The sequence below is a fragment of the Oscillospiraceae bacterium genome (assembly GCA_025757985.1).
Classification (GTDB): domain Bacteria; phylum Bacillota; class Clostridia; order Oscillospirales; family Ruminococcaceae; genus Gemmiger.
Map to the genome: position 1 here is coordinate 891,502 of CP107210.1, position 19,330 is coordinate 910,831.

General features: G+C 53.7%; 15 protein-coding genes and 2 tRNA genes. 5 read left to right on the forward strand and 12 right to left on the reverse strand.

Features of this window, described 5'->3' with window-relative positions:
• Positions 1–102 precede the first annotated feature (102 nt).
• From OGM67_04490 to OGM67_04500, 3 genes are read right to left on the reverse strand one after another with little or no spacing between them, the layout of a single operon-like run.
• Positions 103–906, reverse strand: a complete 804-nt coding sequence (locus OGM67_04490) for a HAMP domain-containing histidine kinase (protein ID UYJ35591.1) — start codon at positions 904–906, stop codon at positions 103–105.
• A gap of 15 nt (positions 907–921) precedes the next feature.
• Positions 922–1,716: a hypothetical protein gene (locus OGM67_04495; protein ID UYJ35592.1), complete on the reverse strand. Its 795-nt coding sequence runs from the start codon at positions 1,714–1,716 to the stop codon at positions 922–924.
• Position 1,717: 1 nt separating this feature from the next.
• A complete protein-coding gene (locus OGM67_04500; protein UYJ35593.1) occupies positions 1,718–1,990 on the reverse strand; it encodes a hypothetical protein in 273 nt (90 codons plus the stop codon).
• Positions 1,991–2,277: 287 nt separating this feature from the next.
• Between OGM67_04500 and OGM67_04505 the strand changes: the two genes are divergently transcribed.
• The 3 genes from OGM67_04505 to OGM67_04515 all read left to right on the forward strand — a co-directional run bounded on the left by OGM67_04505 (position 2,278) and on the right by OGM67_04515 (position 3,682).
• A tRNA-Ala gene (locus OGM67_04505) sits at positions 2,278–2,353 on the forward strand.
• A gap of 119 nt (positions 2,354–2,472) precedes the next feature.
• Positions 2,473–2,904 carry a MarR family winged helix-turn-helix transcriptional regulator gene (locus OGM67_04510; GenBank protein ID UYJ35594.1) on the forward strand — a complete coding sequence of 144 codons (432 nt, stop codon included), beginning with the start codon at positions 2,473–2,475 and terminating at the stop codon, positions 2,902–2,904.
• Positions 2,905–2,908: 4 nt separating this feature from the next.
• Complete coding sequence (locus tag OGM67_04515; GenBank protein ID UYJ35595.1) at positions 2,909–3,682, forward strand: sulfite exporter TauE/SafE family protein; 774 nt, start codon at positions 2,909–2,911, stop codon at positions 3,680–3,682.
• Between the two features lie 388 nt (positions 3,683–4,070).
• Here OGM67_04515 and OGM67_04520 read toward each other — a convergent pair whose 3' ends face one another.
• The 4 genes from OGM67_04520 to OGM67_04535 all read right to left on the reverse strand — a co-directional run bounded on the left by OGM67_04520 (position 4,071) and on the right by OGM67_04535 (position 11,776).
• A complete protein-coding gene (locus OGM67_04520; GenBank protein ID UYJ35596.1) occupies positions 4,071–6,488 on the reverse strand; it encodes a glycoside hydrolase family 3 C-terminal domain-containing protein in 2,418 nt (805 codons plus the stop codon).
• Between the two features lie 90 nt (positions 6,489–6,578).
• Positions 6,579–9,581: a glycoside hydrolase family 3 C-terminal domain-containing protein gene (locus OGM67_04525; protein UYJ35597.1), complete on the reverse strand. Its 3,003-nt coding sequence runs from the start codon at positions 9,579–9,581 to the stop codon at positions 6,579–6,581.
• A 213-nt stretch (positions 9,582–9,794) separates the two neighbouring features.
• Positions 9,795–11,069, reverse strand: coding sequence for a GHKL domain-containing protein (locus OGM67_04530; GenBank protein ID UYJ35598.1), 1,275 nt, complete (start codon positions 11,067–11,069; stop codon positions 9,795–9,797).
• Entirely contained in the window at positions 11,069–11,776 is a 708-nt protein-coding gene (locus OGM67_04535; protein ID UYJ35599.1) for a LytTR family DNA-binding domain-containing protein, read from the reverse strand. The genes OGM67_04530 and OGM67_04535 overlap by 1 nt, the downstream gene beginning before the upstream one ends.
• A gap of 264 nt (positions 11,777–12,040) precedes the next feature.
• On the opposite strand from OGM67_04535, the gene OGM67_04540 reads away from it, so the two are divergent.
• Positions 12,041–12,607 carry a type II secretion system GspH family protein gene (locus OGM67_04540; GenBank protein ID UYJ35600.1) on the forward strand — a complete coding sequence of 189 codons (567 nt, stop codon included), beginning with the start codon at positions 12,041–12,043 and terminating at the stop codon, positions 12,605–12,607.
• A gap of 586 nt (positions 12,608–13,193) precedes the next feature.
• Here OGM67_04540 and OGM67_04545 read toward each other — a convergent pair.
• The 5 genes from OGM67_04545 to OGM67_04565 all read right to left on the reverse strand — a co-directional run bounded on the left by OGM67_04545 (position 13,194) and on the right by OGM67_04565 (position 16,604).
• Positions 13,194–13,274 (reverse strand) — tRNA-Lys (locus OGM67_04545).
• Between the two features lie 59 nt (positions 13,275–13,333).
• Positions 13,334–14,020: a hypothetical protein gene (locus OGM67_04550; protein ID UYJ35601.1), complete on the reverse strand. Its 687-nt coding sequence runs from the start codon at positions 14,018–14,020 to the stop codon at positions 13,334–13,336.
• Between the two features lie 18 nt (positions 14,021–14,038).
• A complete protein-coding gene (locus OGM67_04555; GenBank protein ID UYJ35602.1) occupies positions 14,039–14,587 on the reverse strand; it encodes a hypothetical protein in 549 nt (182 codons plus the stop codon).
• A gap of 38 nt (positions 14,588–14,625) precedes the next feature.
• Complete coding sequence (gene dgt, locus OGM67_04560) at positions 14,626–15,489, reverse strand: dNTP triphosphohydrolase (GenBank protein UYJ35603.1); 864 nt, start codon at positions 15,487–15,489, stop codon at positions 14,626–14,628.
• A 125-nt stretch (positions 15,490–15,614) separates the two neighbouring features.
• A complete protein-coding gene (locus OGM67_04565) occupies positions 15,615–16,604 on the reverse strand; it encodes an Rpn family recombination-promoting nuclease/putative transposase (GenBank protein ID UYJ35604.1) in 990 nt (329 codons plus the stop codon).
• 187 nt (positions 16,605–16,791) lie between these two features.
• On the opposite strand from OGM67_04565, the gene OGM67_04570 reads away from it, so the two are divergent.
• Complete coding sequence (locus OGM67_04570; GenBank protein UYJ35605.1) at positions 16,792–19,326, forward strand: DEAD/DEAH box helicase family protein; 2,535 nt, start codon at positions 16,792–16,794, stop codon at positions 19,324–19,326.
• The last annotated feature ends 4 nt before the right edge of the window (positions 19,327–19,330 follow it).

Sequence of the window (19,330 nt, forward strand, 5' to 3'; positions counted from 1 at the left end):
CCATTCTTTTTGTATTACATTTTACAATAATTTACGCACAAAGTAAAGCGGTGCAGCAAAAAAAGCACCGCTTCCCTGCCGGGACAACGGTGCCATGTCATTTTACAGCAATTCCTGCGCCCGCAGCACAGCCAGCTCGCGGCGCAGCGCCAGCCGCCGGGTCTGCCGCTCGGCCATGCGCTCCACGGAGGATTCCAGCATCAGGTCATCGAGCAGCGGCGCGGGCGGCAGGGTGAAGCGCAGCTCCGTGCCCGGCCCCGGCCCCACGGCCAGCGACCAGCCCATGGCCTTTGTGTAGGCCGCGATAAGCGGCAGCCCCAGTCCGCCTGCATAGAGCAGCCGGGCGCTCCAGCAGCCATCGGTCAGCAGCGCCTTTGCATCGGGCGGCAGGCCGGGGCCGTTGTCCCGGTAGCAGAACAGCCCGGGCTCACAGTGCAGCGTAATGCAGGCCCCCGGGTCTGCGGAGAGCGTGTTGGAGATCAGGTTCGTCATCAGGCCGTTCAGAAGGGCCGCATCCCCCACCGTGGGCAGCACGCTCTGCCCGGCGGTCTGCAGCTCGATCGTAAACGGCAGGTCATACCGAGCGGCCTCCTCCCGCAGGATGTCGCAGATCTCATCCAGTTGGCTCAGCAGGTCGATGGGGCGCGGCACGCAGGTGCTGTGCAGCACAGCGGCTGTCGCCGCATCGGAGGCCTGATCCCCCAGACGGCGCGCGCCGAGCAGCTGCGTCTGCATATCCTGCACAAGCTGCGCCATGCCGGCGCGGTCCGCCGGACTCAGGGGGTGTTCAAGCTGGTCGAGCAGGACCTCAAAAGCGTTTTCCATGCCGTCAAACACACGGCGGAACCGGCCGCGCAGCCCGCCGCGCAGGGCCAGCAGGTCTGCCTTGCTCTGCTTTTCCTCCATGGAAAACGCCTCCCTTTATCGTTCTGTCATGCTGCGCAGCTGCTGAAGCATTCCTTTAAAAAGCTGTCCGTTGGAAAGCACACCGTCCTCCGGGCGGCCGCACCGCAGGCAGAGCGCCCGGTACGCATCGGTGCCGCGCCTTGCCATGCCGGCGGATAGCCGGTTCAGTGCTGAGGTCACCGTTCCGACCTCGATGTCCTCCTCCGTTGCGACATACTGCTGCAAAACGCCGATCGGCTGCGGCTTGTCCGCATACAGGGCGTAGAGCAGCATCCGCTCGGCGTAGCGGTAGCCGTTCAGGGTCGTGGGTGCGCCGAGGCTTTCCAGCACATCCTCACAGCAGCGGCGCAGCCGGTAGAGCCGGTTTTCTTCCTCATCGGTGCCCATGCGGTAGATCTCATCAAAGAGGTTTTTCATGCCGTAGGGGCGCAGCATGATCTCATACCGGGAGAACAGCCCCAGCGCACGGCGGGCGGCCGTCTCCTCCGGCACAGGCACAAGCACCAACACAGCCGGCTGCGGCTTCAGATCCATTTTGCCGATCTCCTGCAGCACCTGCGTCACGGCAGGCTTTGTGAGCAGCGCATCCAGCACAAGCACCTGCGGGCGAAGGCCGCCGTGCAGCAGCTCCAGTACCTCCTGCCCGGTGGATGCGATCGCCGCCGCGCGGACCTCCTCGCTGTGGGTCCGGGCAAACAGCTGCATCGTATCCCGGTCAAGGCGGGAGCCGAACGCAAAAAGTGCCACAACGGCCGGTGTTTCCGGGAGTTTGGCCTGCCCGGCAGCCTTGTCCATCAATGCCACTGCCATCTCAGCCCACCGCCCATCCGCAGATATCCCGGAGGATCGCTGGCATCTGGTCAGGCTCCACCGCGTTTTCATACAGAAAGCGTGTCAGCATCCCGGCGCGCTCCTCCCCTGTGTCGCACAGCATCCGCTCCACCGGCGGTTCTTCATCGCGCTGCACGCAGATGACAAAGGCGTCCGCCTCGCGCAGCAGTGAATAGGTCACGGTCCCAGCCGCCTGCAGGTCTGCCAGCGCAGAAAATTCCCGCCGATAGCTTGCGATCCGTTGCGTATCCATACAAAAATCTCCCTCCACATAATGTCGCTCCCGTTTGCTTAAAAATACTATAGTGCAACACCTGTGCAGGTTCAATCCAAACCGCGTATACGATTTTATACGGCCAGAGCAAGATTTGTATTATTATAGCACTATTTATAGTGTAGCGCAATAAGCGTGCGGAAAACAGCTGTCCGCAATAAAAATCGTATGTTACACGACCTGTCCCCCTTTGGCCCCACAAAATTCTTGTTTCGCTCTTGACTTTTTGCGCAAAATGGATTACACTGGTTTAGTCGCAAAGACATGGGCCTGTAGCTCAGTTGGGAGAGCGTTCGGTTCGCATCCGAGAGGTCAAGGGTTCGAATCCCTCCAGGTCCACCAGAAATCCCGCCGTATTCCGGCGGGATTTTTTGTTTATACGGCGCTTTGTATTGACACCAGCAGTTTAGATAGTTATAATTAGAACTGTTCTTTTTATCACTTGCAAAGGAGGGTTTCCTGTGCTGCCTGTATTATCCTATATACAGCACTACAAAAAATACTATACCGCGCAGTTTGAGGCCGCCTCTGCGGCATACGGGCTCAACCAGTTGGAGATCGACATCCTGCTGTTTCTGCACAACAACCCTGAATGTCACACCGCCGGGGACATCTGCCGCTACCGCGGTCTGGCAAAATCCAATGTATCGGCGGCGGTGGAGCGGCTGCGCGCGCGCGGCGTGCTGACAGTCTCCCCTGCGCAGGACAACCGCCGCCAGCGGTTGCTGGGCTTTACTGCGGACGGTCAGCGCATCGCCGCCGCGCTGGCGGAGATCCAGCACCGCACGGTCGAGCCGCTGTTTGAGGGCTTCACCGCAGAAGAGCAGCAGAGGCTGCAGGAATATCTGTCCCGCATGGACGCAAACATCCAGCGTCAGCTGAAGAAGGAGTAACACAATGGCGTATCTTATCAAGTTTATCGTCTGCTTTATTGCGGGCATCGGCGCGGGGCTGGGCACCGGCTTTGCCGGCATGAGCGCCGCGGCGGTCATCAGCCCCATGCTCATCACCTTTTTGGGCATGGACCCCTACATGGCTGTTGGTATTGCATTGGCCAGCGATGTGCTGGCCAGCGCAATCTCTGCCTATACCTACGGCAAAAACGGGAATCTGGACATCAAAAACGGCGCTGTCATGATGGCCTCGGTGCTTTGCTTCACGCTGGTGGGCAGCTATGTGGCCAGCCTTGTGCCCGGCACCACGATGGGCGGCTTTTCCACCTTTATGACCCTTCTGCTGGGCGTCAAGTTCATTGTGCGGCCGGTCATGACCACCAAAAGCGCAATGAACGCTGTGAGCGCAGAGAAGCGGTTTGTGCAGTCCCTGCTCTGCGGTGCGGGTGTCGGGTTCATCTGCGGGTTTATCGGCGCAGGCGGCGGCATGATGATGCTGCTGCTTTTGACCTCGGTGCTGGGGTATGAGCTGAAAACCGCCGTGGGCACCAGCGTCTTTATCATGGCCTTTACAGCGTTCACCGGCTCGGCCAGCCATTTCGCCATCGGCGGTATGCCGGATGTATTCTGCCTTATCTGCTGTGTCGTCAGCACCCTGCTTTGGGCGCGCATCGCCGCCAAGTTTGCCAACAAGGCTGCGCCCGCCACCCTGAACCGTGCCACCGGCGTTGTACTGGTCATACTGGGGGCGGCGATCCTGGCAGTGAATTATTTGTAATTTCCAAGCCTTCCCCTGAGGGGCTGCGCCCGCAGGCGCGTGTCGGAGCGCAACCGCCGTAGGCGGCTCTTAGCGCGTAGACTGAACGGTGGCCCCGCAGGGCCGGATGAGGGACGGAGTTGCCGTGGCAGCCCTTTGACGGGTAATAACGGCAGCGCAGCCCCTCATCAGTCAGCGGTCGGGGCCGCTGACAGCTTCCCCCGAGGGGGAAGCCACGCAACCAACAAACAACAAAGCCGAGCAGTTTTTACGCTGCTCGGCTATTCTTATGCCTTCTTAGCCTCCCCTTCCGGGAAGACGACGAACAAGCCACCCTCGCGCACCCACTTGGCTGCGGCAGGATGCTTTTCCGCAAAGGTATTCCAAAGCTGCATGACAGCCCTTCCTGTCAGCTGTTGCGCAGGCGGCTTTCCAGCTGCGCGTTGAGGATGATGTTTTTAACGGCCTCGACGATGACCTTCAGCAGACCGATGACCCAGAAACCCTTTGCCTCCAGCACGATGCCGTCCACCATGCCCATGCTGATGGCGCCGCTTGTCATTTTGGCCAGCGCGCGCAGCGGCATGTTGTACTGGAACAGCACATTCAGATCGGGCTTGCCTTTTTTGAAGCTGGCGTTCAGCAGTGCTGTCAGCACGGCCCAGATCAGCCAGCCCAGCGGGCTGCGGCTGTGGTTCAGCTCGCCCAGCGTCATGTTACGGTCGATTCTGACCTTATCCTGCGGGATGGGATGTCCGAGCAGGGCCTCCCACTCGGCATCGGGCACATTCTGCACACTGCCGCTCTTGTAGTGCGGCAGCGCCTTGCCGGCATAGGGGTCGGGGGCATTGGTGCCGCGGATGTCAACATCGGCCGTCAGGCGGATGTCCGCGCTGGAGGCACCGACGCGGACCTCATACCGGCCGCCCTCGATCTCCCAGCCATCGGTACTGGTGTTCCAGTAGCGGAACGCCTTGTCATCGAGCGGGAGCGTAACCGTGCGGCTCTCCCCTGCCGCAAGCGGCACCCTTGCAAAGGCCTTTAGCTCCTGCGCAGGGCGGAAGATCTCCGCACCGGGCTTTGCGATATAGACCTGTACGATCTCCGCGCCGTCACGCGCACCGGTGTTGGTCACGGTCAGGGTCACACTGTCGGCAGTGACCTTCAGGTCGGAATAGGCATAGCTTGTGTAGCTCAGACCGTAACCGAACGGGAACGCCACCGGCACCCCGGCGGTCTGGTAATAGCGGTAGCCGACATACAGTCCCTCGCGGTACTGCACGGTGCGGCCTGCCCCGGCAAAGTTATCCCTGGCGGGGGTTTCCTCATAGGCATTGGCCCATGTCTCGGCCAGCTTACCGCCGGGGTTGACCTTGCCGGTCAGCACATCCACCATGGCACCGGCACCGGCCTGCCCGCCCAGTGCCCCATAGACGAGCGCCCTGCAGTGGGCCAGCCACGGCGTTTCCAGCGATGCACCGGCGTTCAGGACCACCACCGTGTTGGGGTTGGCCTGCTCGACCGCCTGCAAAAGCTCGATCTGGTTATCGGCAAGCTTCATGTCCACGCGGTCAAGACCCTCGCTCTCCTTGATCTCATCCAGACCCAGGCAGAGCAGCACCGTGTCGGCCTTTTGGGCCAATGCCACGGCCTGCGCCTTTTTGTCAGCATCGGGGCGGCCCTGACGGTCAAAGCCTGCGGCGAAGCCCGCGCACTGCAGCCCGCTCTGCGCAAGGCAATCAAGCAGCGTATCGACCTTGATAGAGTTTACGGCGCTTGAGCCGGCCCCCTGATAGCGCGGTGTCTCGGCAAAGTCACCGATAACGGCAACCCTTGCACCGGCGGCCAGCGGCAGGATGCCGCCGTCATTTTTCAGCAGCACGGCGCTCTCGGCGGCGGCGCGGCGGGCCAGCGCATGGTGCGCATCGGCGTCAAAGCTGCGGCTGTGCTTTTGCACGGCAGCGCTTGTATCCAGCACCAGCGTCAGCAGCTCGTCCAGCCGGGCATCCACATCCGCCTCGGTGATCTTGCCGCTTTGTACGGCAGCCAGCAGCTCCCGCACGGCGTCACCGCCGGGGGCGGGCATTTCCAGCGTGGAGCCGTTCTTTACGCCGAGCGCATGGTCGTTGGAGCCGCCCCAGTCGGTCACAACGGCACCGGAAAAGCCCCAGTCCCTGCGCAGAATATCCTGCAGAAGATGCGCGTTCTCGTTGGCATAAGTACCGTTGACGAGGTTGTAGCTCGACATGATGGTCTTGGGCGCAGCCTCCTTGACCACGATCTCAAAGCCGGTCAGGTACAGCTCGCGCAGCGTGCGCTCATCCAGAACGGAGTCGGACGCCATGCGACGCAGCTCCTGACTGTTGACGGCAAAATGCTTGGGGCAGGCTGCAATGCCCTCACTTTGGATGCCCCGCACATAGGCGGCGGCCATCTTGCCCGAAAGATACGGGTCCTCGGAAAAATACTCAAAGTTGCGTCCGCACAGGGGGCTGCGCTTGGTGTTAAGCCCGGGGCCGAGCAGCACGGCAACCTCCTGCGCAGCGGCCTCCTCGCCCATGGCGCGGCCGATTTCCTCGCCCAGTGCGGGGTCCCAGCTGCAGGCCACGGTGGCCGCAGTCGGGAAGCAGGTCGCCGGCACGCTGGGGTTCAGGCCCAGATGGTCCGCCGTCCCGGCCTGCTTGCGCACGCCGTTCGGCCCGTCCGACAGGGTGATGGACGGCACGCCCGCCTTGGGGCAGCCACGCGTGGTGAAGGTGCCCGCGCCCGAAAGCAGCGCGCATTTTTGTTCCAGATTCAGTTTTGCGATGATTTCAGCGTTTTTCAAGGGGGACGCACTCCTTTTTTATAAGGCAATACCGCGCAATTTCAAGTCACGGTCATGCGCTTGCATTGTGCGGTATTGCGGGGGTTATTTTTATGCGTTCTTGTTTTCGGCTCTCGCGGCCTTGGCGGCCTTGTACAGCTTGACATCACGGACAATGCCGCGGATCGCCAGTGCAAACAGTGCCACGGCAACAAGGTCGATCAGCGCAACAAGGTGACGCCAGCCAAGCACAGCGGGCTTAAAGTCGTGGCGCAGCGCGGTGGTATCGCCGATGCTCTCGGCATAGTCGCGGTTGGTCACACGGACGTGCAGATACATATACAGTGTCTGCTTTGCAGCGCGGCGCAGGGCCTGCAGATAGCTGTTGGAGCCGGTCTCAAAGGCCATCTTGCCGCCGATGAAGCCAGCCATCCACAGGCTGCCGCCTGCGCGCAGGGCTTGGTCGCCGTTCATATAGCTGTGATGGTCGCAGTAGTCGGTAATCACAGCGCCGTCAAAGCCCCACTCGTCACGCAGGATGCCGGTCAGCAGCGCCTCACTGCCGCCAGCCCAAACAGCGCCGATACGGTTGTAGCTGCTCATCAGGCCGACCGCGTCATAGTCCTCGACCAGCATCTGGAAGGGACGCAGATAGATCTCACGCAGAGCCTGCTCGGTCATCCACGTGTAGACAGAATCACGGTAGATGCCGCTTTCACCGTCATTGCAGATAAAGTGCTTGACGTAGGTGTAGACACCAGCGTCATTGGCGCCATGCACGGTGTTGCCGCAGATGACGCCGGACAGCAGGCTGTCCTCGGAATAATACTCATAGTTACGGCCGTTGAAGGGGCTGCGGTGCATATTGGTGGCAGGCGCATACCAGCCGGTATAGCCGTTCTGCAAAGCCTGCGTGCCGATGGTGCGGCCCTCCTCCTGGGCCAGTTCGCCGTTCCACGTCTGGGCCAGCGTGCTGGAGCTCGGGAAGCCGGTGCCAGCGCCCATACCGGTGAAGCCGCCAATCTGGGAGGGGCCGTCAGCGTCCTTGCTCTTGGTCTTGCCGACGCTCTTGAGCTCGGCCAGACCGCCGTAGGCGTTGATGTACATATTTTCCATCTCATTCACGGTCAGCTCATCGAGCAGCGCATCCCACTGCGGGTCATTGAAGTCAGCGCCCAGCTGGAAGCCGAGGTCGGTGGTCTTGCCGTTGTCCTCAATCTTCAGACCGTTCTTTGCGCCGGTGGTGATGGCCTCGTCGGCCTCATTGATGTAGCCGTTCGCCATATCGGCGGTGTAAAGGTTCAGTGCCTTGACATTGTCGGTCATGGCACGGCTGGGGGTGCAGGCCTTCGGGAAGGTGCCCGCAAAGTCGGCGCGGGTCAGATAGGTGATGTTCTGTTCGGAATCGCTGCCGTCAAGGCTTACGCCGTCAATGGCATCGCTGCCGGTGAACTTGTTGGAAACCGGGTTGCCGGTGACGGTGTCCTCGGCATACTGGACGTTGGCAGGCAGGTTGCAGGTAATGGTTGCGGCGGCGTCATCGTCCACATCGTGGGCATCGTGGCGCACGGTAAAGATGTAATCGCCTGCGTCCAGCTCATAGCCGGTAAAACCGTTGTGGTTGGCGTCATAGGCGTCATAGCTGGCCATATCGGAGACGGGAACGGTCAGGGTAACCTCCTCGCTCTCGCCGGGCTGCAACTCCTTCGTTTTGGCGAACGCGCCCAGCTCCACGCTGGACTTTTCAATCTCGCCTGCAATATAGGGTGCGGTGTAGTAGAGCTGCACAACATCCTTGCCGGCGCGGTCGCCGGTGTTGGTGACGGTGACCTTCACGGTCACATCACCGTCCTTCGTCAGGGTGGCACCGTTGGCGGAGGCATCGGTCACCTTCCAATCAAAGCTGGTGTAGCTCAGGCCGTAGCCGAAGGGATACTGCACAACGCCGTCATAGCCGGTGCCGTGCTCGTTGGAAACGCCGTCCCAGTAGCCCTCGGCGTCAGCGGTCTCGTACCATTTGTAGCCGATGTAAATGCCCTCGGCGTAATCTACATAGGAAACCTGCTCATAGGCATCGTAGGTATCGAGGTTGCCGCTGACGGTGCCGTCCGCCGGGTACAGACCCTCGGCATCGGCGTAAGCGCCCACGCCCTCCATACCGGCGTTGGCATAACTGGCGGCTGTGGTCAGATCATACGCCCAAGTGTCGGCGGTGCGGCCGCTGGGTTCTTTTTCGCCCCACAGCACTGCGGGGATGGCGGTTGCGCCCTCGGAGCCGGACAAACCGGCAATCAGGCAGGCGTCCACGCCGGGGATGGTCTCAATCTGGCCCAGCTCCATCACGTTGGTGGAGTTGACCAGTACGACCACGTTTTTGTAGTTGGCACCGATGTAGGTCAGCAGATTTTCTTCCTCGGTGGTCAGCTCCAGCATCGTGCGGGTGTCGTCCACCACAATGTCGCCGCCTTTTTCAGTGCGCTTGTACTGCTGCTTGGTGGCGTCGTTGCTCTCGCCTGCCAGACGGCCGATAACGACCACGGCGGTATCAGAAAAGCTCTTGGCGTTGTCGAGCATCGACTGGGTGTAGTAGGTGGTGTTGCTGATGTCAGGTTCGTACAGGCGGCCGGACTGCTCGGGACGGCTCTTCAGCGTTTTGACGTATTCACGCCCGGGCTGGAAGTCCTTGTACATATCGGTCAACTCGGTGTTGTACTCCACTCCGTAGGCAGTCAGTGCCGCCAGCAGGTCGGTGTTGACGGTGCTTACGCCGCCGGAGCCGGAGCCGCCGCCCAGCCAAGCGGTGGAGGCCCAGCCGAACACATTGACCTTTTTGTTGTCGGCGGCCAGCGGCAAGGTGTTTTCGTTGTTCTGCACCAGAACCGTGCCCTCGGCCTCCACATCGGCGGCGAGTGCCTCGGCCTTTACTTTGGTGTCTGCAATTTCTGCGTCAGAATAGTGACCGCTTGGCGCGCCGAAAAAGCTGTCAATCACGGTTGCCAATGTGGACAGCACATAGGTGCCTGCCAGCACTGCGACCAACAATATCGCGGACAGTACCAGCCCGATCCCGTGCAATACGGGATGCGGCTTGCGGACTTTCGGTTGCTTCGTCATTTGTGTTTCTCCTCTTTCTGCAATTCACAGGCAGTTGCCTTTGTGTTGCCTCTATTGTAGCAGAGCCGAGGCAAAACAGCGCACTTTTTGCATAACCTGCCGGTTTTGGTGCATACTTTGCAAAAAAGGCAAAACGAGCAGGAAATTTTCTGCGCGTTTTGCCCAAGTTTGTCCTTGTTTGGTTGTGCAACCTGCCAACGCCATGGCGGCTGATTATTTCTGCGGCAGCAGCACCCGCAGGGTGAACCACTCGTTTTCCCAGTGCAGGGTCAGGGTGCCGCCGCGGGCCTCCGCGGCAGCGCGGACGCTTTTCAGGTCATAGCCGCCGTGGCTGCTGCGCCGGGGCAGACCGTCCGGGCCAAGCTCCACGGGCTGGGTGCAGTAGTTTTCAAACCGCAGCATCACAAAGCCGTTTTGGGCGTAGATGGCCGTGCGGATCAGCCGTTTTTCGGGGTCCTGCTCGGTCAGCACACTCTCGGTGGCATTGTCCAGCGCCGTGCCGACGATGGTGCATATCTCCCCCGTTGTCAAAAAATTCAGCAGCGTGCCGTCTGCGACACAGGTCATGTTGATGCCGTGCTGCTGGCAGTACAGGCTTTTGGCCGTCAGCAGCGTGTCCAGCACCGGGTTGCCGGTCTTGTTCTCGGCCTCATAGCGGCGGATGTTGCTCTCCATCTCAGCCAGCGCGGCATTTTGCTTGGCCTGATCCCGCTCGGCCCGGATGGCCGCGATCTGCATTTTCAGTTCGTGGTAGCGCCGGTTGATCAGGCGTATATTCTCCTTGCTCTGGCGGTACTGCTCATATTGGCGGTGCAACACGGCGTCCATGGCGGAAAGCTCGCTGTGCAGCGCCGTTTCCCGCAGCTGCTCATGCTGGACGCTCAAAATCAGCACCCCGGCAAAATCCACCAGCGTGCGGATGTAGTAGACGCTCATCGTTGCCTGTGCCTCGGCGATAAAGCTCAGGTTGCTCACAGCAAATACAGTCAGCGCCATAACGGCCGCCATCAGCGTGGCCGCCGCCGTAACCTTCAGCCGCGCGGCGATCACGCGGCGGCGCTCCAGCCAGTACAGACCCCCGTACAGTGCGCCGTAGACGGCCGCCAACAGCAGCAGCGCCGGTATCTCACCGCCCCCGCGCTGCGGCCAGAGCCAGCAGTGCAGCTGCCATTCCAAACTGGCTGCCAGCTCCGCCAGAACAAACGCCCGCGCGCAGCTGTAGCCTGCCTCCCGCAGGTTCATCTCCCGCGTGGCCCAGAGGTAGAGATACATCGCCGCGATGGCCGTCACCATGCAGGGCACCCACCACGCAAGCGGCACATGGCCGGTCAGGTGCAAAAACACTGCCAGCAGGATCGCCCAGACAGCGGTTATGCCCCAGTACACCGGCTTTGCGGTGCGGGACGGCCGTGCCTGCGCATACAGCAGGGCGGCCAGAATCTCCGCCAGCGCCGTGTACAGCCGCGGTACATCCGGTAAAACGGACATTACCCCTCACCCCCGATGAAATCCGCCAGCGCCGCAAGGAAGCTCTTTCTCTTGGGGCGGCTGATCTGCAGCTCATATGGGCCGACCTGCACAACGCTCTGCTGCACACCGGACACCTGTGCCAGATTGACAAGATACCCGCTGTTGCAGCGGGCAAAGGGCTGCGCAGCCAGCTTTTCCTCCAGCGCCTTGAGCGCACCGGGGGCCGAGAAATCACCATCTTCGGTGTAAAAGTGGATGCGGTGGCCCTCACTTTCAATGTAGTAGATACCTGCCGCATCCAGCCTGCGCATGCCGCCGTCCACCGGAACGGCCAGATAGTGGCGCACACGGCGGGCCAGCTGGTTCACGGCCTTCTGCAGCTGCTGCGAAAAAGCAAAATACGGCACGGGCTTCAGCACATAATCCAGCGCCCCCACCGCGTACCCCTTGATGGCATACTGCGCCATGTTGGTAATAAAAATCAGCAGCACATCGCTGTCCAGCGCGCGGATGCGGCGGGCGGTCTCCATGCCGTCCAGGTGCGGCATCTCAACATCAAGAAAAATAATGTCGTAGACCGGGCGGTATTCCTCAAGGATCTCAACGCCGCTTGCAAAGGCCGAAACCTCAAACGGTGTACCGTACTGCCGTGTATAGCGCTGCACATAGCCTGTCAGCTGCTCCCGGACGGCGGCCTCGTCTTCCACGATCGCAATGCGGGTCATCCGCAGCACCTCCTTTTGGCTGGCATCGCACCCGGGCATCGCTGCATAACGCGCGTGCCAGTGCGGTGCGCGGTGATGCCCGGATATTTTTTCCTGCTGTTAGTATAGCATACCGCGCCCCCCTGCGCAAGAACTGCCTCTGCGGGCAGAAGCAACAAAGGGCCGCAGCGATTTTTGTCGTTATTACGCATTGACGGGACCGCCCCTGCAATTTTATACTGTTTTTATACGATATTATACTGTCTTGCGCAGGAGGGTCCGTCCATGAAAGCATCCCGCAGTTCTAAAAAGACATCCGGTTTTACTTTGGTGGAGCTAATTGTTGTATTGGTAATTTTAGCGACGCTGGCGGCGCTGCTGGTGCCCTCGCTGACTGGCTACATAAACAAGGCGCGGCAGAATGCGGTCATTGCCAAGGCCCGCGCCGTGCTGGTTGCCTCGCAGGCGGTCGTTACCGAGGCCTATGCGGATGGTAAGCTGGTTCTTGATAAAAACGGAGTGGGCTATGACAAGCCTAATGAGCACATCGCCCACGCTATGGCCAAGGAGATTATGGCGCTGGCAGAGATAACGGAGGACGAGTGCGAATGGCGCATTTACATCGCATCGCCTAATGAAGAAGATTTAGCAGCACTCGCCACCGTTCTACAGCTTGACTACTGCGACAAAAACTACCGCGTGACCTACCGGGCTGTCCAAACTGAGTATGAGCCCGCAGGCTGGGGACAACCGGAGCCTGCTGAAAGCTTGCCGAAACTCGAAGATTGGGACACTCCTGCATTCCTAACTTCGGATGCATATGATCCCGATCATTCTCATCCAGACAATTAAATTGCTCACCGATTTTTTCTATTCTCCGGACTCTCTCTAAGAAGTGATATGCACCCCACAGCACTGCTTTTCGCAGTACGCCAAGTCGGAGTGTATATCACTTTGTCTGTTGTTCTGTTCTTCGGGAACTTCGGCGGCCAAAATCAGCAGAGCCTTTCTCCCCTGCAAGGTACCGGGGGATCACTGTGTATCTTTCCCCGCCACCAGCCTTACCGCTTCCTCTGTAGGGGCGGCATACATGCCGCCCGCCCACCTTTTCCTTGATCGCCAATGCAATCTTCCATCACCCTGTAGGGGCCGGGCATGCCCCGCAGGGGCAATCAGCGTGTCAAAAAATCACATTCTTGCCCTATTGAATGTGTAGGGGCGGCCATTGGTTGCCCGCCGACTTGACGCAGCAACGCTTTTTCCGGAAAAGTTATTTCACAGACAAACGGGCACGGGCGAGCAATGCTCGCCCCTACAAGAGTTTTTTTGACAGCCTGAAATACACGAGCTCTTCTCGCCCCCGATGGTGCACCAAGCTCCTGCTTTTCCGGAAAACAGCAATAAAAAATACCCCGCAACTTCTTGCGAGGTATCTTTGTGGTGCACCATCGGGGACTCGAACCCAGGACCCACTGATTAAGAGTCAGTTGCTCTCCTTAGTTGCGCGTACTCATGGTGCATTAAGCAGCATACACAATTGTTCGTCTATTGGTTTTTTGAATTCTACGATTCATCCAATCACTTGAAAATGGTCAGTATTTCGTCTTTTATTTCTTCTTCCGATAGCATTTCTTTCTTGTATCTTCGTATTTGCTCTCTACTCAGCACCTTTTCCAACTCAGCGTAATCCATTTCATAGGACATTGCTTTTCTAAAAACATCTTTTAGGCGCTGCGAGTAGACCATATTGTATTTTTTCCGCAGCACCATCGCTCTCAAGAGATTTAGTTCCATTTGAGGATTATCATCTAATACTACATCTAGCATTTTTGTTTTCATCGCATTTTCATATTCTCTATCGAGCCACACATTACGCTTACAGTCATAAACAATACCGTCCATATTTAGAAATACGGTTTTCGGTAAAGCTTCAACTTTATCTATTGCTACAACTTTTCCTTTTCTATATGCCCATGTGTTTTCAATTCGCCAAACGTCAACTTCTGTATCATCGATTAATATTTTTAATCCACCGAATCGGTTAATTTCAACATGATAGTTTTGCAAAAAGTTTTGCCATTTTTGTTCGCTTTGGACATCAATAGTTATATCAATATCCCTCAAATTTATTATGCATTCATGATCTTTATACTCCCTCAAAACGCCTCCAATCAAATATATATATCCGACTTGCTCTAACAAATCATAAAGTTCTCTTAACTGTGGCCTGCTTATAAAATAATCATGCAAAGCATCCATAATCATAGATCCAACACTTTCATTTCAAGGATGTTTCATCGCCGTAAGTTCCTGATAAACCTTAACCGCATACGAGTCTGTCATTCCCGAAACATAGTCTACTACCAAATGTAATCTGTCATATACTGATAGTTTGTTTATCAAATCTTCAGAGTACAAATTTCCCACATAGTTACTATCATTGATTTTACTTTCCGCAATATAAATAAAGTTACGTGAAATTTTTCTGAAAATTTTTCCCGCATAAGTTCTCGTGTCAGACAATTCATGACCGTCATGCTCCGTCAATGTTCTTACAAAAACATCTAGCAATGTTGAAATAACTTTATCCCCCGTCAGTTCCAAGTTAAGTACTTCATCCGAGGAAAAGCACTGCCTTGCAGTAATGTTCTTCAGGTCCTTGACAAACGCTCTTTCAACAGATAGCAGTTCTTCCATATCAGCTTTCGGGTCGTTAGACATAATTCTCTCGTATTGATTCATAAATTGATCTACAACTTTTTTAAAGAGAAAAGACTGAACCATATTTCTAAAATTTCTAACATACGCAATAACCTGTTCCTTATCATGCATTCGGCTATCAACGTTTTCATTTTTTCTTTTTACATTAATCAGTAATTTTTCAATCTCTTCACCATAGCTTCCTTTTTCGGCCTTTTGATAAAGAGTCTCAAATTCCTTTTCCCATTCAATATATCCCTTTTTGTTCCATCCTCAATATCATCACAAATGTAAATGATATCATCAGCTGCTTCAAGCAGATACGTCGCAGGGTGTCTTACACCTGCTTCTAATCCAATTTCTCTTCTAACCGCTTCTGCCAGTTCCTGCTCAGATTCAAAATATCCAAATTTTATCTTTCCTTTAGGTCTGCTTTCGCTCGACCAAGGATACTTCATAATGGTTGCCAATGTGCCGTATGTGAAATTAGCTCCCTTATTATCATTTTGTACTTGCAGCTTTGTAACGATTCTAAGGTTTTGTACATTACCATCGAAATATATGAAATCATTTTTTTGTTGCTCTGATAACGAATTTTTCTCTTCCGAAAGCATCGCTTCTCCACTAAACCATTTTCCAAACCAGTCGCGGATTACCGTTTCGCCATAATGACCAAAAGGCGGATTCCCCAGGTCATGAATCAGTCCTGCCACTTGAAGAAGTGCAGACAATTTTTCCGTTTGCTCTCGATCTTGAAAAATTTCTTTTTCCTCTAGCCTACGCCCAACCGCTTTTCCAAGCGATCTTGCCAATGCGGAAACCTCCATTGAATGCGTAAGACGCGTTCTCGCAACATCATTTTGTTGTAATGGGAAAACTTGTGCTTTATCTTGAAGTCTACGAACCGATGAGCTTCCTACTATTCTATCATAATCAGCTTCAAATTCATTTCTTACTGGATTAATTGAGGAACCACTTTTAGATTCTCGTTCTCTCTTCGTGCATAATAATTTGTTCCATTCCAAAGTAGCCATATAGCAACCCTCCACAACCTATTTTGATAGTACTTTTCGCAAGAGAGTCAGTTCTACTTAAAGCAAGAAATCTCCTTTTAAAGTCAAAAAGGAGATTCTTACAATCATGCCGCTAATATTCCTTATCAGCTTTGAAGCATTGCTCTATATTTTGCTCGATTTTCTGTCGGAATATGCAACGCATCCATTGCCACATCAGCAGACACCTTAAAGCTGTTCATCACGTTACGAATCGCATTGAGAGTTGCCTTATCTTCACCAATGCCTATTCCTTTCGCAACGCCCTGCTCCATTGCTCTTTCCTTAACGCCTTGGCTCAAATTGCACATTCTGCGCACCTCACTTTCAAGCGTTTGTGTCATCGGAACATCAAATTCCGTTTCTAATATTTCTTTCTTCGTTTCAGGGCTCTTTTCTTCTGAAAGCAGTACTTCCAAGAATTTCAGCAGCCCGCCATAGTTTTTGTCATCCTCATCGCCCAAGCAAATCATCACGGCGCTCATAAGGTCGTAGTTCCTGATCTGCTCAGCCGCCTCACCAATAATATGCTTTTCCTGTATGGAATACTGCGTAATGGTGTTTCTGCGGTTCTTCGGCGGGTTCATACATACCCAAATCGAGTACACTTTTTTGATTTTGCCGTACTCACCTTTGGTAAACTCCGTGCCATACTGCGCCGAAATCATGCGGCTGCAATAGTAAATTGCTCGTTTCAGCAACGGATACCCCGCATTATAGCGGTTCTGTGCCTCCACATTCAGAATCAGACCAATCAGGCCATCCTCGCTCGGTGCGGTGGCATAAAAACGGACATCATAGCGAATTGTACCTTCGGTCAGCGTCACATCTTCCGTGTTCGTGCCATGGATCGTGGCCGATACACTTCGGTTGGTTTCGTCGGCATCCACGCCGACAGCACCAATCTGCGGTTCACCCTCGATATACTTTTCCGCAATCTCCCGCACCGTACAGCCGCGATATTCCGGAACGCATTCCTTCATAATAACGGCCAGAATGCTTTTGTTGGCAAGCAGACGCTTAACGCCTTCATCGTAGCGGGCATCCGCGTCCACTTGGGATATGCTTTGCGCCAGATAATTTTCTTCCTGCTGCATGGGATAAGCGCCCCCTTTCCTTGCCTTTATTATACGCTGTTTCTTTACTTTTTGCAATAGCGCTGTCACTCCACCATTCTTACACAAATCATTGACCTTTTCTTTTAATGCATCTATAATTAATTTGTCAACGTCTTTCGCATATCTCAATTTTCACCAAACAGTATTTCTTTTAAGGAGGTCTCGTATGGCAAACTTTTCCAAATACAAAAAAGCTACCATTTCACAAAAGCAAACCGTTCCTTCAAAAATCTATGAATCTTTGGATCGAAAAAGTGAAGCTGGGCCTCTTCGTCCCACTCAAGACCGCATTTTAACCGAATGGTATAGCAATCGACGCCAAGACAGAGACATCATAATCAAACTTCCCACTGGCTCAGGCAAAACTCTTATTGGTCTTCTTATTGGTCTTTCTTATCTTAATAGTAACAGTGGTCCTGTCGTTTATGTATGTCCCAATATTTATCTAATGCAACAAGCATGCGCCGACGCCGAAAAGTTCGGCATTCCCTTTTGCCATCTCGGAACCAATGAACGCGAAATTCCCCAAGAATTTTTAAACAGTCAAAAAATTCTCATCACCTATGTGCAAAAAATATTCAACGGTCTCTCTCTTTTTGGAATTGGTGGGCGTTCATTCCATGTTGGTTGCATAATTCTTGATGACTCTCATGCTTGTATGGATTCAATTTTATCCTCTTGCACAATCCGTATAGAGAAAAAGGACTCCCTATATAACGCTCTCCTCTCCCTGTTTGTAGATGATTTGAAACAACAAGGGGAAGGAACTTACCAAGATATTTTAAATGGGCACGATTCCGATTCGCACGCCATTCCCTACTGGGCCTGGCATGATAAAGGTGAGGCCGTGATACAGCTTCTTTCAACGCGCACTCAGGATTCTTCCATCAAATTTGCTTGGCCGCTTATTAGGGATCAAATTCCACTTTGTCGAGCCTATGTTTCCAGTAATGCGATAGAGATTTCTCCAGAGTGCATTCCAATAAAGTCATTTGGAATTTTCCACACTGCATCTCATCGTGTGTTAATGTCAGCAACCACGCAAGAGGACACGCTATTTGTCAAAGGATTAGATCTATCTATTTCTGCTATAGAGAATCCCCTTATCGATTCAAATTACCGTTGGTCTGGCGAAAAGATGATTTTAATTCCCTCTATGATTTGCAAGAATACAAAGCAGAAAGAAATCGAAAATTTGCTTTTAACCTCATCACACGAAAAATATGGCTTAGCTGTCCTTGTACCAAGTTTTGAGAAAGCTAGCAAATATACATCTTACGGTGCCATACTTGCAAATAAGGGTACACCTAACATGTACTCGACTGTTATAGACTTTGTTAGGGCTTCTCCTGATATTGTTTCTAGTCATCGTCGTAATATTGTTTTTGCAAATCGGTATGATGGTATAGATCTTCCTGATGAATCATGCCGCATTTTAATTATCGATTCTCTTCCCTACGCAGATAACCTTGCCGACAATTACGAAGAATTATGCCGAAGCAATAGCGATATTGCAAAAATCAAAATTGCCCAGAAAATCGAACAAGGTCTTGGGCGAAGTGTTCGCGGTGAAAAGGATTATAGTGTAATCATTCTTTTAGGCGATGATCTTATAAAATTTATTCGTTCCAGCACAAATAAGAACTTTTTCTCCCCTCAAACCCAAAAACAACTAGATATCGGTTTTGAGATTGCCAATATGGACAGCGACAATTCTTCTGATGAGCTTTCAAGCCTAATGGAAACTATCAATCAATGCATTGATCGTGATTCTGACTGGAAAGATTACTATAATGAAAAAATGGATGAAATTTGTGAATCCAGTGAAAATCGTAGTAGCATTTATACTGTTCTTCTTGAAGAACGTCTTGCGTACGACTGCGCAGTGTCCGGCAACTACGAGGACGCATGTCTACACATTCAAAAAATTGTTGATATACCCACCATTGGGGAGGACAAATACTGGTATATGCAATTACTTGCCAAGTACCAGCACTTCTTCCACAAATCAACTTCTGCCGAACTACAGCACACTGCCTTTTCTAAAAACAACGAACTATTAAAACCCACTGAAGTATTACCTTACAAAAAGTTGTCCACTACTTTTAGTGAGAAACGCGCCAATTCCATAATTAACTATGTTTCCAAATTCCCAAACTTCATAGATTTCCAATTATCTTTGCGCGACATTTTATCGCAGCTATCTTTCAGTCAGCCCGCCAACAGATTTGAACATGCTGTTGAAGAAATTGGCAAGCTATTAGGGTTTCAATCTCAACGCCCGGACAAATCTTTTCGACAGGGACCTGATAATTTGTGGTGTGATGACCATCAGAATTATATGCTTATCGAATGCAAAAGTAACGTTTCTTCTGATCGAACGGGCATTCACAAAAGTGAGGCTGGACAAATGGATCAACACTGTGGGTGGTTTGAAACCGAATACCCCGGTCATCAATATACCAGCTATTTAATTATTCCAACGACCCACCTTGATGACGACGCTTATTTAACTCATAATACAAAGATAATTTCTAAATCTCAACTTAGCCTGCTAAAAAGCAATATTGAAGCATTCTCCCTAGAGTTCAAAGATTACGATATAGCTGGATTAACTCCAGAAACTGTATCTTCATGGTTAATTAGCCACAAGCTTCATTCCAACTTCTTAGAAGAATATTACTCTGTATCTCCTAATTAAACCC

Coding starts and splice junctions, on each gene's coding strand:
- OGM67_04495 (UYJ35592.1), bottom strand. CDS start 1,716: ATGGCAGTGGCATTGATGGACAAGGCTGCCGGGCAGGCCAAACTCCCG.
- dgt (UYJ35603.1), bottom strand. CDS start 15,489: ATGGCTACTTTGGAATGGAACAAATTATTATGCACGAAGAGAGAACGA.
- OGM67_04570 (UYJ35605.1), top strand. CDS start 16,792: ATGGCAAACTTTTCCAAATACAAAAAAGCTACCATTTCACAAAAGCAA.
- OGM67_04515 (UYJ35595.1), top strand. CDS start 2,909: ATGGCGTATCTTATCAAGTTTATCGTCTGCTTTATTGCGGGCATCGGC.
- OGM67_04550 (UYJ35601.1), bottom strand. CDS start 14,020: ATGATTATGGATGCTTTGCATGATTATTTTATAAGCAGGCCACAGTTA.
- OGM67_04525 (UYJ35597.1), bottom strand. CDS start 9,581: ATGACGAAGCAACCGAAAGTCCGCAAGCCGCATCCCGTATTGCACGGG.
- OGM67_04535 (UYJ35599.1), bottom strand. CDS start 11,776: ATGACCCGCATTGCGATCGTGGAAGACGAGGCCGCCGTCCGGGAGCAG.
- OGM67_04490 (UYJ35591.1), bottom strand. CDS start 906: ATGGAGGAAAAGCAGAGCAAGGCAGACCTGCTGGCCCTGCGCGGCGGG.
- OGM67_04540 (UYJ35600.1), top strand. CDS start 12,041: ATGAAAGCATCCCGCAGTTCTAAAAAGACATCCGGTTTTACTTTGGTG.
- OGM67_04530 (UYJ35598.1), bottom strand. CDS start 11,069: ATGTCCGTTTTACCGGATGTACCGCGGCTGTACACGGCGCTGGCGGAG.
- OGM67_04565 (UYJ35604.1), bottom strand. CDS start 16,604: ATGCAGCAGGAAGAAAATTATCTGGCGCAAAGCATATCCCAAGTGGAC.
- OGM67_04555 (UYJ35602.1), bottom strand. CDS start 14,587: ATGCATGATAAGGAACAGGTTATTGCGTATGTTAGAAATTTTAGAAAT.
- OGM67_04500 (UYJ35593.1), bottom strand. CDS start 1,990: ATGGATACGCAACGGATCGCAAGCTATCGGCGGGAATTTTCTGCGCTG.